Annotated in this window: 12 protein-coding genes; 4 read left to right on the forward strand and 8 right to left on the reverse strand. The window is 72.6% G+C overall.

The window, feature by feature from the left end:
* Positions 1–2: 2 nt before the first annotated feature.
* Both IL992_RS33935 and IL992_RS33940 read right to left on the reverse strand, forming a co-directional pair.
* Complete coding sequence (locus IL992_RS33935; protein WP_193207409.1) at positions 3–1,235, reverse strand: RNA polymerase sigma factor; 1,233 nt, start codon at positions 1,233–1,235, stop codon at positions 3–5.
* Positions 1,232–1,555 carry a YciI family protein gene (locus IL992_RS33940; RefSeq protein WP_193207410.1) on the reverse strand — a complete coding sequence of 108 codons (324 nt, stop codon included), beginning with the start codon at positions 1,553–1,555 and terminating at the stop codon, positions 1,232–1,234. The genes IL992_RS33935 and IL992_RS33940 overlap by 4 nt, the downstream gene beginning before the upstream one ends.
* Before the next feature lie 137 nt (positions 1,556–1,692).
* Here IL992_RS33940 and IL992_RS33945 point away from each other — a divergent pair, with 137 nt between their 5' ends.
* Both IL992_RS33945 and IL992_RS33950 read left to right on the forward strand, forming a co-directional pair.
* On the forward strand, positions 1,693–2,577 hold the full coding sequence (locus IL992_RS33945; RefSeq protein WP_193207411.1) for a hypothetical protein: 885 nt from the start codon (positions 1,693–1,695) through the stop codon (positions 2,575–2,577).
* A gap of 74 nt (positions 2,578–2,651) precedes the next feature.
* Positions 2,652–3,422, forward strand: coding sequence for a sporulation protein (locus IL992_RS33950; RefSeq protein ID WP_319019000.1), 771 nt, complete (start codon positions 2,652–2,654; stop codon positions 3,420–3,422).
* 560 nt (positions 3,423–3,982) lie between these two features.
* On the opposite strand, the gene IL992_RS49095 is transcribed toward IL992_RS33950, so the two are convergent.
* From IL992_RS49095 to IL992_RS33965, 3 genes are all read right to left on the reverse strand, one after another.
* Entirely contained in the window at positions 3,983–4,564 is a 582-nt protein-coding gene (locus tag IL992_RS49095) for a hypothetical protein (protein ID WP_404804806.1), read from the reverse strand.
* 213 nt (positions 4,565–4,777) lie between these two features.
* Positions 4,778–5,770, reverse strand: coding sequence for an asparaginase (locus tag IL992_RS33960; protein ID WP_193207412.1), 993 nt, complete (start codon positions 5,768–5,770; stop codon positions 4,778–4,780).
* The gene (locus IL992_RS33965; RefSeq protein WP_193207413.1) at positions 5,767–7,164 is read right to left on the reverse strand and encodes a purine-cytosine permease family protein; all 1,398 of its coding nucleotides are present in this window, start codon (positions 7,162–7,164) and stop codon (positions 5,767–5,769) included. Before IL992_RS33965 ends, IL992_RS33960 begins: the two co-directional genes overlap by 4 nt.
* Before the next feature lie 104 nt (positions 7,165–7,268).
* Here IL992_RS33965 and IL992_RS33970 point away from each other — a divergent pair, with 104 nt between their 5' ends.
* Entirely contained in the window at positions 7,269–8,846 is a 1,578-nt protein-coding gene (locus tag IL992_RS33970; RefSeq protein ID WP_193207414.1) for a PucR family transcriptional regulator, read from the forward strand.
* A gap of 24 nt (positions 8,847–8,870) precedes the next feature.
* Here IL992_RS33970 and IL992_RS33975 read toward each other — a convergent pair whose 3' ends face one another.
* Genes IL992_RS33975 through IL992_RS33985 form a run of 3 tightly spaced genes read right to left on the reverse strand, consistent with a single transcriptional unit; the run spans position 8,871 to position 11,546 of the window.
* On the reverse strand, positions 8,871–9,737 hold the full coding sequence (locus IL992_RS33975) for a polysaccharide deacetylase family protein (protein WP_319019001.1): 867 nt from the start codon (positions 9,735–9,737) through the stop codon (positions 8,871–8,873).
* 22 nt (positions 9,738–9,759) lie between these two features.
* Positions 9,760–10,908 carry an oxidoreductase gene (locus IL992_RS33980; RefSeq protein ID WP_193207492.1) on the reverse strand — a complete coding sequence of 383 codons (1,149 nt, stop codon included), beginning with the start codon at positions 10,906–10,908 and terminating at the stop codon, positions 9,760–9,762.
* Positions 10,908–11,546: a DUF1989 domain-containing protein gene (locus tag IL992_RS33985; RefSeq protein WP_193207415.1), complete on the reverse strand. Its 639-nt coding sequence runs from the start codon at positions 11,544–11,546 to the stop codon at positions 10,908–10,910. Before IL992_RS33985 ends, IL992_RS33980 begins: the two co-directional genes overlap by 1 nt.
* Positions 11,547–12,202: 656 nt before the next feature.
* Here IL992_RS33985 and IL992_RS33990 point away from each other — a divergent pair.
* Complete coding sequence (locus IL992_RS33990) at positions 12,203–13,756, forward strand: ABC transporter substrate-binding protein (protein ID WP_193207416.1); 1,554 nt, start codon at positions 12,203–12,205, stop codon at positions 13,754–13,756.
* Positions 13,757–13,759: the final 3 nt, after the last annotated feature.

Genomic DNA, 13,759 nt, shown 5'->3' on the forward strand with positions numbered 1-13,759 from the left:
CGTCAACCGAGCGCGGCGAGGCGGCGGGCGAGGTAGCGGCGCTCGGCGTCGGTGGTGGCCAGGCCGGCCGCCTCCCGGTAGGCGTCCGCGGCCTCGGCCGTACGGCCCAGGCGGCGCAGCAGGTCGGCGCGGGCGGCGGGCAGCAGGTGGTAGCCGGCCAGGGCGCCCGTCTCCCGCAGGGCGTCGATCAGCGCCAGGCCCGCGGCCGGGCCGTGTGCCATGCCGACCGCCACCGCGCGGTTCAGCTCCACGACGGGCGACGGGACCAGCCGCGCGAGCCGCGCGTACAGCACGGCGATCTGCGGCCAGTCGGTGTCCTCCGGGCGGGCCGCGGTGGCGTGGCAGGCGGCGATGGCGGCCTGCACCTGGTAGGGGCCGGGCCGCCCCCGCCGCAGCGCGCCGTCCAGCAGGGCCACGCCCTCGGCGATCCGGCCGGCGTCCCACCGGCCGCGGTCCTGGTCCTCCAGCACCACCAGGTCGCCGGCGTCGTCGAGGCGGGCGGCGCGGCGCGCGTGGTGCAGCAGCATCAGCGCGAGCAGGCCCGCCGCCTCGGGCTCGCCCGGCATCAGCCGCACCAGCACCCGGGCCAGGCGGATCGCCTCGGCCGCGAGGTCGTGCCGTACGAGGTCGGCGCCGGCCGTCGCCGAGTAGCCCTCGTTGAACAGCAGATACAACACCGCGAGCACCGCCGGGAGGCGCTCGGGCAGCAGGTGAGCGGGCGGCACGCGGTAGGGGATGCCCGCGTGCCTGATCTTCTGCTTGGCCCGGGCCAGCCGCTTGGCCATCGCCTGCTCGCCGACGAGGAACGCCCGCGCGATCTCGGTCGTGCTGAGCCCGGCGAGGGTGCGCAGGGTCAGCGCCACCCTGGCCTCCAGCGCGAGCGCCGGATGGCAGCAGGTGAAGATCAGCCGCAACCGGTCGTCCGGCACGTCCGGCTGATCACCGGGGTCGTCGTCGGTCCCGAGCACGCCCGCCACCTCCCGTAGTTTGGCGGCGCCGGTGGCCTCGCGGCGCAGCACGTCCACGGCCCGGTTGCGCGCGGCGGTGGTCAGCCACGCTCCGGGCCGGCGCGGCACGCCGTCGCGCCGCCAGGTCCGCAGGGCCAGTGCGAAGGCGTCCTGCGCGCACTCCTCGGCCAGGTCCCAGTCGCCGGTCCAGCGGATGAGGGTGGCCACGACCTGCCCCCACTCCTCGCGGAAGGCCCGGTCGACGGCGGCCTCGACCGGCGGCGTCACAGCTCTATGAGCGGCCGGATCTCGATCGTGCCGTACGCCGCGGCGGGATGGGCGGCGGCGATCTCGATGGCCTCGTCCAGATCGGCGCACTCGATCAGGCAGAACCCGCCGAGTTGCTCCTTGGTCTCGGCGAACGGCCCGTCCGACAGCAGCACCTCGCCCTCGCGCACCCGCAACGTGGTGGCGTCGCTCGGCGGGCGCAGCCCGGCGCCTCCCCGGAGCACGCCGCGTTCCGCCATCTCCTCCGACCACCCGCCGCACCCGTCTTCGGCGTGCTCCGCCGCCGTCTCGTCGCCGCAGATCAGCAGCACGTACTTCATGCGTCCTCCTTAGGCCGGTATCCCATGATGTCCGTACGACGAACGGGGACGGCCGGAATGGACACCCGAGGGATTTGCGGCATGCCGCGGGCGTTCCCCACCATGATCTGTCCCTGCCGATCGTTGAAGGGAGAGCGGTGGCAGCTTCAGGCGACGCCGGTTTTCTCGACGTGGTGTCCGTGTGGCTGGACGGGCGGTCCACCTCCGGCCTGACTCTGCTGGGGCATTCGATGCTCTTCTGGGGACGGGCGGGGAAGGGACTGCAGTTCCTGGCCGGATGCGCGGTCGTCCTCGACCTCCTCGACACGGCGAAGCTGCGCGCCGCGATCGACCGGGCCGAGGAGCGGTACGAGCGGGCGAAGGACAGGGGAAGGGTCGCGGCGAGGGTCCAGCAGCTCGCCGAGGTGCGAGATGCCCTGTACGACGGCTTCTTCTACACGGTGCCCTCGGGCGCGCCAGGGGTGAAGCCGATAACGGGGATCCACGAGGAGCCTCCCGATCGCGCGCCGCAGGGGATCGACCACGCGAAGCTGGTCTCCTTCTGGGCCGAGGTGGTCGGTGAGCTTCCCACGGCGCACCGGTGCCGGCGGCACCACCGGGAACCCTGCCCGCAGCAGCGCGACCACGTGCGCGGCCGGATCGACGAGTTCGTCCGCCGGTCCCTGCCCGAGCACGAGCGTGTCCTCATGGCCAGGGCCGAGAGGGCGGCGACCTGGAACGACCTGCTCAAGATCGGCTCTCTTGTGGTCGGCTCGGCGGCCCTGTTAGCCATGATCGTGCCGGACTGGCGCGTCGTGCCCGCGTCCCGGCTGGTTTCGCTGGGCGTCCTGGCCGCCGTGGGGCTTCTTGCCGGGGTCACTCGTCCGGGCCTTCTCCTGTCGGCCGCGAAGTGGGGGACGTACAAGGTCGTCCTGCGGCTCCTCGCCTTCGGCATCGACCGGACCCGCCCGTTCCACCTGCTGCGCTGGCTCGCCTTCGCCCTGTTCGTCGTCGGCTTCCTCCTCGACCTGCTCGCCTCGTGACGGCGTACGGGGAACCGGGCGGCGGGGACGGATCGTTGGCAGCGGTGAACGACCCGCGACCAAGGGAGTGATCGGTGTTCCGCAAGCTGATGGCCGCGCTCGGGGCCGGCGTCGAGGTCGACACGGTGCTGCGCGACCCGCACGTGCGCCCGGGGGAGACCCTGTACGGCGAGGTCCGCTTCAGGGGCGGGTCGTCCGACCACAAGGTGGACGGGATCACCGTCGACTTCACGGCCGTCGTCGAGGTCGAGCACGGCGATCAGGAACACCACGCGACCTACAGCTTCCTGCGGGCGCCGGTGTCCGGGCCGTTCGACCTGCGCGCGGGGGAGGCCCGCGCGCTCCCGTTCGCGATCCCGGTGCCGTGGGAGACGCCGGTCAGCGCGGTGGGCGGGCGTCCGCTGCCCGGCATGCGGCTCGGCGTGGCCACCGAGCTGGCGCTCGCGGGCGCGCTCGACAAGGGCGACCTCGACCCGCTGTACGTCAATCCGCTGCCCGCGCAGGACCACCTGCTGGGGGCGCTCGTCCGCATGGGCTTCCACTTCAAGCGGGCCGACCTGGAGCGCGGCACACTCCGGGGCTCGACCATGCCGTTCTACCAGGAGATCGAGTATCACGCCGGTCCGGAGTGGCGGCGCCACTTCAGCGAGCTGGAGCTGACCTTCATCGCGGGGCCGCACTCGATGGACGTGATCCTGGAGGCCGATAAGCGGGGCGGCTTCCTCACCTCCAGCCACGACGTCTACAACCGCTTCCGCATCGGATACGGCGACCATCCCGGCAGGGTGGAGCAGGCACTGCGCGACGGCCTCGCCGCGATGGCCCGGCACCGCGGCTGGTTCTAACCTCGCTATCTGCTTGGTCCGGCACGGCCGCCGCACGGCTGCCGTGCCCGGCTCGCTGACGGTTCTCTGCGGCAGCGCCGGGGGCTGTTCGTCTTCCTGCCGAGGTGCTGATCGCGACAGGCGTACTGCTGGCCGTGCTGCCGACCACGGAAGAACGGGCACCTGTCAGCACGTCGACTCCGCCGGCGCATTCTCAGCCCGCCGACGACAGCACGAAGGTGGACGTCGATGGTTGGCGGTGGGCGGACTTCCACGGGGTGCGCCTGCCGTACTCCGCCTCCGACGGCCCGCACACGGTGGCCGGGGACCGGCGTACGGCTTCGCCGAAGCCCGGCGGGGGCGTTGCCGGCGGTGCTGCACCTGGGCATGCGGGCCAGCCTGCGGTGGGGGCCTGCGGTGTTCGAGCCGACCATCGCCGAGCAGTTCACCGGCTCGGACTGGCAGGCGCTGCTGCGGGCCGTTCGCGTCACCTACGACAGCGCCCGCGCCGTGGCGGGCATCGCCGACGGGGCGCCCATCGGCCGAGCGTATGTGCTCGAGGAGTCGTTCCGCTGGCAGGCCTACACTCCCGGCCTGGCGATCGTCGACGTGGCCGCGGCCGGGCCCGGCCGCGGCGGCGTCACCGTGCGGGTCTCCACACGGCTGCAGCTGGTGTGGCGATGTGTGTCGCCGAGAGCGTCGCGAACGGCGCACTGCCGGGCGCCGGAGCCCTGACCCGGAAGGCGGTCGAGGGCGGCGGCCTGGTACTGGGAGACCTCGCCGGTACGTCGTGTCGCCGCCTCCCGTCGGGCCGTCGCCCCCGTGGGAGGCGTCACGGACACCAGGCCCCGGCAGCTGTCGCCGCAGCCGCCGAACCGCTCGGTGTCGACGGGCGTGAAGTCCGTCGGCGGCACGCCGCGCAGGGCCCTCAGCATGGTGTCCTTCCAGATCGGTCCGGGGATGCTGGCGCCGAACATCGAGCCGTAGTAACGGCCCCCGATGGTGACGCCGTTCAGCTTGTACTTCTGGGCGCCGCGCGGATCGCCGATGCTGACCGCGCCGGCCAGGTCGGGGGTGAACCCGGCGAACCAGGCGGAGGAGGAGTTGTCGTTGGTGCCGGTCTTGCCCGCCGCGTCACGCCCGATGCCGCCGACCGACGCCATCGTGCCCTTGGTCAGGACGCCGGACCCGCAGGTGCGAGTCGTGGTCGGGACCCGCCCCTACCACAGCGACGCGTGCCCGCTCACAGCGTCATGGGCGACGCCGGCATCGAGGTTATGATCATGACGCGGGCGTCCGAGGACGCCGACCTGACCCCCTGCTCGGTCTGCCAGGGCCGCTGACCCGGCTACCCGGCTCCACCCGATCACCGGGATTCACGCGGACAGGTGAGGGCGGAGGCGGTCCAGCACCATGCCCGGCCGGGGATCGGCCGCCAACGCGGCCGTGAGCAGAATTCGCGCCTTCGGTGCAGCGAGCGTTCCGGCGAACACCGCGCCCGCCGCGGCGAGGTCCGCCCCGCCGCCCCCGCCGTACACCGGGACGGCCGGGCCCTGCCGGCAGCGTGAGGTGACGAGGACGACGATCCCGTCGGTGACGCATGAGCGGACCGCCCGCAACACCCCAGGGGTCGGGTTCCCGGTCCCGAGTGCCTCCAGCACCAGCCCTCGCGCGCCCGCGGCGGCGCATGCGTTCATCTGCACCCCGTCCGCGTCGAGGTGGACCGGGACGATGTCCACCCGTGGCTCCAGTTCGCCCAGCTCGGCGAGGGCGAAGCCCGGGGGCCGCACGGGCCGGGCCACGACTCGGACCCGGCCGCCCAGCACCTGCCCCACGGCGCCGTAACCGGGGGAGGCGAACGCGTCGAGCGCCACGGTGTGCGCCTTGACGGCGTGCCGTGCCGCGTGGACGGCGCCGGCCATGACGATCACCGAGCCGAGACCGCGTGCGGCTGGGTCGGCGGCGAGCCGGATCGCGTCGGAGAGATTGCGCGGCCCGTCGCGGTCCGGCTCGGCCGCGTTCCGCTGGGCACCGGTGAACACCACCGGCCGCTCGCCCGGGTGCACGAGGTCGAGGAGGTAGGCGGTCTCCTCCATGGTGTCGGTGCCGTGGGTGACGACGACGCCGCTCACCCTGGGGTCGTCCAGCTCGGCCAGCACGCGCCGCGCGATGACGGCGACGTCGGCCCTGGTGAGAGCGAAGCTGTGCCGGAGCATGACCTCGCGCACCTCGACCGTCACATCGGCCGTGACATCCGTCTCGACGCCGGTGACGAGGTCGCGGCCCGCGACGCCGACGCTGACGCCCCCGGGTGCGGGCAGGGAGGCGATCGTCCCGCCGGTGGTCAGCACGCGTACCAGTCGGGTCACCGGGCACGCCTCCGCGCCGCGAGGAGGTAGTGGAGCCCGCCCGCGACCAGCGCCCCCGACAGCCAGGAGAAGTCCGTGTTGCCGAATGCCAGGGCGAGCGGGCCCTGGAAGACCGGCACCATGCCATACTCCCAGCTCCACGCGGCGACCAGTCCCAGGGCGAGGCTGACCAGCGCCCCGCGGTTGACCTGGCCGTATGGCGAGTCATGGTCGCGGTACAACGACGGCACGTCGAGGCGGCCCCGGCGCAGCACGAAGAAGTCGACCAGGACGATGCTCGCCCAGGGGCTGATCCAGGCGAGGATCGAGACCATCCAGTGGTCGAACGCCTCGGCGAAGCTGCCGGCCTGGATGAACACGACGAGCACGGCCGAGGCGACCGCCCCGGCGACCAGGGTGACCTTCCATCGGGCCGCCCGCACTCCGGCGGACAGCGCCGCGAGCGAGCAGGAGTACAGGTTGAGGATGTTGGTGGCGACCGGGCCGTGCATGACGAGCAGCAGGACAGGCAGGGCCATCGCGCCGAACGCGTCGATCACCAACGTCGAGGGCTCGCTGCCCGCGCCGCCCCCGGCCAGGCAGGCTCCGAGCACGGCGAGCCAGAGCGTCGGCACGTACATGCCGAGCGCGGTGGACCAGAAGACGGCCCGGCCCGGCACGTTCGGCCGGACGAACCGGCTGTAGTCGGCGGAGTACGGCAGCCAACTGATCCCCCAGCCGACGCCGATCGCGGTGAGCAACTGGCTGACGGCCGTGATCTTCGCGCCAGGCGCGGCCGCGGGGGCCGCCGTCCAGTCGACGTGGGTGCGCGCCAGCGCCAGGACCGTCATCACCGCCATGATGAGCACGGTGGCCGGCACCGTGTACTTCTCGAAGGTGCGGATGGCGTAGAAGCCGTACAGGGCGATGACCAGTTGCACCGCCATGATGACGGCGGCCACCGCATACTTCAGCCAGGTGCCCCCGTGGACGCCCATCTGGCCGAGCACGGCCATGACGAGGTCGAGGACGACCCAGGTGTTGACGCCCACCCAGCACATGGTGAGCAGGCACTGGACGACGCCCGGGACGGCCGCGCCCCTCCGGCCGAACGGCGCCCGGCCGAGGACCATCTGGTTCACCCCGGTGCGGTGGCCGATCAGGGTGAACAACCCGAAGACGGCGCAGCCGACCAGGTTGCCGATGGCGACCACTGCCACGGTCTCCAGGACGCTGAGGCCGAGGGTGACGCCGAGGGCGCCGAGCACCCAGTTGATAGGCGCGATGTTGGCCCCCGACCAGATCCAGAACTGCTGCCACGGTGTGGAGTCCCGGGCGGCGGTGGGGACGGGGGCGATCCCGTGAGCGTCGAAGCCGGTGGAGGCGTCGGCGGCGGGGGAACGGGTGACGGACATGGTGACCTCCGGTCTGTGATGAGGACCACTGAAGCAGCGGGGGCCACGGACGGGGAGTGGAGGAACATCTAGAGAATCGCCGCACTTATGGATAGATTCACACCGTGTTCACACTGATGTCCCTGGTGCGGGATCCCTCTCTCGGCCTGCGCGTCCTCGTGCCGGGCCCCGACGGGGCGCTGGACGCCCCGGCGACCTGGGTCCACAACACCGAGCTGCCTGACCCTTCCCGCTACGTCCGGGAACGGGAGCTCGTGCTCACCAACGGGCTGTGGTACGACCGGGCGTCCGCGGCTGAATTCGCCGCGAACGCGCACAGGGCCGGCGCGGCCGGCATCGTGTTCGGGCTGCGGGATGAGACGCCCGTCACCCCGCCGGACCTCGTCGAGGCGTGCCGGGAGATCGGGATGCCCCTGCTGGAGATCGTCACCGAGGTGCCGTTCACCGCCATCACGCAGGCGGTGGCCGCCCTGTACACCGACGAGCGGCAGGAGGCGCTGGTGGGCCTGGTCCGCCGCGGCGACACGCTGGCCACGGCGTTGTCGCGGGGCGCGGACGCCTCCGGCGTGCTGCAGGTGCTCCGGCGCGACCACGACCTACCGCTCGCCGTGGTGGACCGCATGGGACGCCTGATCGCCGCCGAGGGGGCCGATCTCACCCCGGACCAGCGCGAGAGCGTGGCCAGGGGCCTGGTCCGCCGCCCTCCCGCACTGGAGGTGGAGCTGGGGCCTGCCGGACGCGCCACCCTCTTCCTGGTCGGGGCCGTGGGCGACGTCGACGCCGCCCTGGTCTGCGTGCGGCCGGTGACCGCGCTCAGCAAGGCGGAGAAGGACGGGCTCGAACAGACCGCGCGCTTCCTCAGCCTGGAGGTGGCCAAACGCCAGGCGATACAGGCGATCGAGCTGCGGTTCGCGAGCGAGCTGCTGGAGATGATTCTTTCCGGCGGGCGGCGCATGTCCGAGGTGCCGGGGCGGCTCAAGGCGTTCGGCGTGGACCCGCAGGGGCCCCTGGCGGTCGTGGCCGTCGCGTTCGCCCCGGCCCCGGGGGACTCGGACGGCGGGGAGGCCACGCTGCCCGGCCTCGCCGAGGTCGCCGGCGAGTTCTTCGTGACCGTGGGGACGCCGGTCGTCGTCGCGGCCGGCACGCAGGACGTCGTCGCGGTCTTCTCCTGGCGGCGGCCGGAGGCGGAGCTGCGCGCCCTCGGCGAACGGCTGGCGGCGGCCGTCGGGAGGCGCTTTCCCGGGCGGCGTCCGGTGGTGGGCGTCGGCGGGGCGGCAGCCCAGGCCGCGGCGCTGCGCGAACCCCTCGTCCGCTCCCGCGAGGCCTGCCGCGTCCTGCGCCGCAGGCGCGGCGGCCCCGCGGCGGCGACCTTCGCCGAGCTGGGCACGCACCGCCTGCTGCTCGGCCTGCAGGACGCGGAGACGCTGCGGGGATTCGCCGAGGGAGTGCTCGGGGCGATCCGCGAGCACGACGCCAGGCGGGGCGGCGAACTGGAGGAGACGCTGCGCGCGTTCCTCGACCACGACGGGCACTGGGCGGCTACGGCAGCCGCCCTGCACATCCATGTCAACACGCTGCGCAACCGGCTCGTGAAGATCAGTGAGCTGACCGGTCGCGACGTGTCGCGCACCGAGGACCGCGTAGACCTGTTCCTCGCCTTGGAGGCGGACGCCATGGCCTGACGCCCGCCACCGCCGGTTGCACGGTCACGCCGGGTACGTCTCCTCGTCCACGACCGGGGGCCGGTGGGGGCGGACCGGGAGCCCGGAGTCGGCCAGGGCGGCCCGCGCCACGTCGCGGCAGCGGGCGAACCGCACGTCCCCGCGCTCCAGGGCGTACTCGAGGAACCGGCGCAGCGCCTCCACCCGGCCGGGGCGCCCGGACAGGAAGGGATGGACGCACAAGTTGAACAGGCACCGGTAGCGGCGCATCCCGTCCAGCTCCGTCCGCCACAACTCCAGCACCTTGGCGGGCGACTCGATGACCGCGCCCACGTTCGGCGCGGGCAGGTAGGCGTACTGCTCCCAGTCGTCGAGCGACCAGTGCACGGGCAGTTCGACGACCCGCCCGGCGCCTGTCTCGACGATGTACGGCCGGTCGTCCCCCATCAGGGAGGAGTCGTAGAGCAGGCCGTGCTCGGCGACCAGGCCGGCCGTGCGCCAGGTGGCCTCCCACAGGGCGGCCCGGTGACCGGAGATCTCGACACCCTGCGCGGCGAAGACCTCCAGCGCCCGGACGAAGTCGGCACGTTCCTCCTCCGGCGTCAGCGACGTCGGAGGGCGGTGGCTGTAGGAGTGGTGGGCCACCTCGTGGCCCCGCTCCGCGATCGACGCCGCCAGCCCCGGCCGCTGCTCGGCCACCCAGCCGGGCACGAAGAACGTCGCGGGAACCGCGAGCTCGTCCAGCAGGCCGAGGATGCGCGGCAGCCCCACGTCCGGCCCGTACGCCTGGTGCGACATCGTCGTCGCGTGCCCGGCGTAGCCGCGGCCGTGCGCCAGGATCGGCGTCTCGGCGTCCACGTCGAAGGTCAGCGTCGCGACGGCGGCCGCTCCGCCGTGCCAGCTCTCACTCACGATCCCCGCTCCGTTCGGTGTGTCAGGCCCCTGCCCTGGCGCCGAGGGGCGTGGCGGCCCGACGCCGGGACCGCGCGTTGGCGAGCGTCGCCATGGGGTCCAGTATCCGGTGGTCGTACTCCTCCAGCGGCACCCCGGCACGCAGGCGCCGCGGGAGGTCCGGGTTGGCCAGCGCGCCTCGGCCGACCGACAGCAGGTCGGCGTGGCCGTCCGCCAGCACCTGGGCAGCGCGCGCCGAATCGTGCATGCCGCCGTTGGCGATAACCGGCAGGCCCGTGACCCGGCGGGCCAGCCCGGTGATCGTGACGCCCCCGTCCAGCCGCGCGGTCTCGATCCAGTCGCGGCCCTCGCTCGCGATGTGAATGTAGGTCGCACCGGCCTCGGCCAGGGCCGCGAAGATGATCTCTGCGTCGTGCGCGCCGCCGGGCCAGCGGTGGCCGTGGTCGTTGACCTTCCCCTGAGACAGCCGGATCCCCACGCAGAAGTCCGGGCCCACTGCCGCCCTGATGGCGCCGACCACCTCGGCCGCCAGCCGGACCCGGTTGCCCACCGGCCCTCCGTAGAAGTCGTCGCGCAGGTTGGTGTAACCAGTGAGGAACTGATCGATCAGGTAGCCGTTCGCTCCATGCACCTCCACGCCGTCGAAGCCCGCCTCCCTGGCGTTCTCCGCGGACGAGACGAAGCCCGCGACGGCCTCGGCGATGTCGGCGCGCGTCATCGCCGCCGGGAGCGGCCACGGCCCGGACCCGCCGTACTCGGGCATCATCTCGCCGCGGGGCGGCACCGCGGACGGGCCCGCCGTGCCGCTCCGATGCGGGTTACCCTGCGAGAGCGCGCCCGCATGCATCAGTTGCAGCACGGCGACCGACCCGGCCGCGTGCACGCGACCGGTGATCTCCCGCCAGGCCTCAACGTGCCGCCGGGTGACGATGCCCGGCTGGTTGTGGTAGCCCTGGGCGTACGCGGCGTCGGTGTAGGTGCCCTCGGTGAGGACCAGGCCGAACCCGCCCTCGGCGAACTCGGCGTAGTAGTCCGCCATCTCGGCGGTCGGAGTGCCGTCCGGCTCGGCGGAGACCCGGGTCATGGGCGAGACCGCGAGCCGGTTGGCGAGCACCAGACCGCCGATGCGGCCCTCCCGGAGGGCGGGATGCGGTGCGACGACGTTGTCCATCACTTGTCCAGTCCTTCGTTCAGGTGACCACGACCAGGGAGCACGTCGATCGCCAGCGGGGTCGGCAAGTGGCCATTGATGCCCACCACGTCCTGTGGGCAGGCCGAGACCACGATGAGGCAGTCCATGACGGCCTCGAAGGTGACCGCGTCCCCCGGACGGCTCGTCGCGGGCAGCCAGGCCAGTCGGCCGGACTCCTCGACGGGGATCCGCATGAAGACGTTGACCGGCTGGGGCACGTACGGAACGGCGAGACCCAGGCCGGCCAGGCAGCGCCGCAGGTTCTCCGCGCACGACGGGTGATCGCCGCCGACGCCTAGTCCGGCGTAGCGCTCGGGGTCGCAGGCGGCGATCAGCATGTCGTGCGCGCCGGGGGAGGTGTCGGCGACCAGCGTGAGGATCGGCCTGCGCCGGTTCGTCACGAATGATTCACCCAGGGCCGGAAACAGCCGGCTGGTGTGGCTTCGAGTGTGCGAGGCGCTCAAGTGCTCAGTCACGTCCCCGAAGGGGAAGGCGAAGAGGTCGCCCACCTGGCCGCCATCAAGGTCGGCCACCCTCACCTGTCGTCCGGCCGCCACGGCGACCGCCCGCCCTTCCCTGGCGGGCACTACGACCCGTCCCGGCGATGTCAGCTCCATGACCTGTAGCAAACCACCGAAGCGGCACAGCAGGCCATGGAGATTTCTCCACCATTCAACCGAAGGATTGGAGAGTCAGCCAGGCTATGCTTTACGGAGGCGGAAGGACAAGCCGAGGTCGACGTCCTCGTGGATCGGCAGTTCCTCGGTCCGGGGCACCCTGGTGAGGGTGGCCGCCAGGACCTCGTCGCGACGGTAGTGCCGCCCTCGCACAGCGCCTCGGCGAGCTCGCCCTCCGCGTGCACCACACGTCGCCCCGATCGGTGATGGACAGCGCGGTGGGCTTGCGCGCCTCCTGGACGAGTGCTCAACACCGCCGCGCACGCCGGACGGATCCGGGACCTGCTCGCCTGATGGACACCACCTTCGGAGATCTCCTGGACGGTGCCTGGACACATCTGGGTGGCGCCATCATGCACGCCCACCCGCAACTGGGCAGCGACATCACCGAGGCGGCCGAAGACGCCTGCCGTTCGCTGACGCCAGGCTCGCGCGGCGCGCCGAGGACTTCGCCTGCGCGGACGCCATAGCGCAGCCCATCCAGGAGGCGTCCCGGCTACTCACCCGCCTCGACGGATACACATCGGCGGCGGCTGCCGCAGCCCCGAGCCGGGCCGCTAGGATGATCACCTCTTCGGGTCCGGAGGTGAAAACAGGTGGTCTCCCGCTCGGCCGCGGCGGTCCTTCCCCTCGTCTGCTGCCTGCTGGCGGTCCCCGCACCGGCGCGGGCCGAGCCCGGCACCGGCGTCACGGTGTCCACCTGCCCGCCGTACAACATCCTCACCCTGGGCTGGGCCGACGCCTGCGGCGGCGACATACTCGACGCGCTGTTCACCGGGCTCGTCGAGTACGACCCCCGCACATCGCGGGCGACGTACGCGATGGCGCGGTCGATCAGCACGAAGGACAACCGCCGGTTCACGGTCAGGTTGCGCGAGGGCTGGACGTTCCACGACGGCACCGAGGTGAAGGCGCACAACTTCGTGGACGCCTGGAACCAGACCGCCGCCGCGGGTGAGTCCGGCACCGCGTTTCTCTTCGAGGACATCAAGGGGTTCGGCTCCCGCGTCATGTCCGGGCTCAGGGTCGTGGACGACCACACGTTCACGATCGAGCTGAGGCGGCCGCTCGGGCCGTTCACGCAGAAACTGGGCCACGTCGCCTTCTCGCCGCTGCCCGACTCCGCGCTGAAGAACCCTGCCTCGTTCGAGCGCAAGCCGGTCGGCAACGGGCCGTTCCGGGCGGTGCGGTGGGCGCCTGGCGCCGAGACGGTGCTGGAGCGGTACGACGGCTACGCGGGCCGGGCGAAGGCGCGGGTGGGCAAGATCACCTATCGGGCGTACTCGCGCGACGAGGCCGCCTACGCGGACATGCTCGGCGGCCGTCTCGACTACCTTGCCCAGGTGCCGGCCGTCGCGGCCTCGCGTGTCGCCGAAGACCTCGGCGGCAGGGTGATCAAGCCCGTGGTCGGCACCGTCCAGGAGATCGGCATCCCGCTCCGGCTGGGCACGAACGCCGACCTTCGCAAGGCGGTCTCGATGGCGATCGACCGCAAGACGATCATCCGCGAGGTCTTCCGCGGCTCGCGGGCGCCGGCCGACTCGTTCGTCCCGCCGATCGCCGAAGGTGCGAAGCCGGGCGCCTGCGGCGCGTTCTGCCGCTACGACCCGGCCCGCGCCCGGACGTACCTCGCCCGGGCGAAGGCGAAGGGGTTCCGCACGCCGGCGAGCATCCCGCTCTACTACGACGTGGACAGCGGGTCCGGGGACTGGGTGAAGGCGGTCGCCGCGAGCGTCGACGGGGTTTTCAAGGGCGAGGTGAAGATCGTCCCCAAGACGGTGAAGACGTTCGACGCGTTCCAGCGGGCTACCTCGAAAGGCACCGTCAAGGGGGCGTTCCGGATGGGCTGGCGCCTCGACTTCCCCCACATCCAGGACGTGCTCGGCCCGCAGTTCGCCTCCGGCGGCGTGTACAACTACGGGCTGTACCACAACCCGAGGTACGATGCGCTGCTGCGCGCGGCCGACCGGCAGGTGTCGCGGACCAAGGCGATCGGGCTCTATCGCAGGGCCGAGGCGATGGTGGTCCGGGACATGCCGGCGATCCCGCTGTGGTTCTACCGATACGAGGCCGGCTATTCGCGCAGGATCGCGACGCCCAGGCTGACGCCGTTCGGCTGGCTCGACCCGGTCTCGGTGCGGCCCGCCTGACCT

Origin of the sequence: Microbispora sitophila (assembly GCF_014892245.1) — a bacterium.
Classification (GTDB): domain Bacteria; phylum Actinomycetota; class Actinomycetes; order Streptosporangiales; family Streptosporangiaceae; genus Microbispora; species Microbispora siamensis.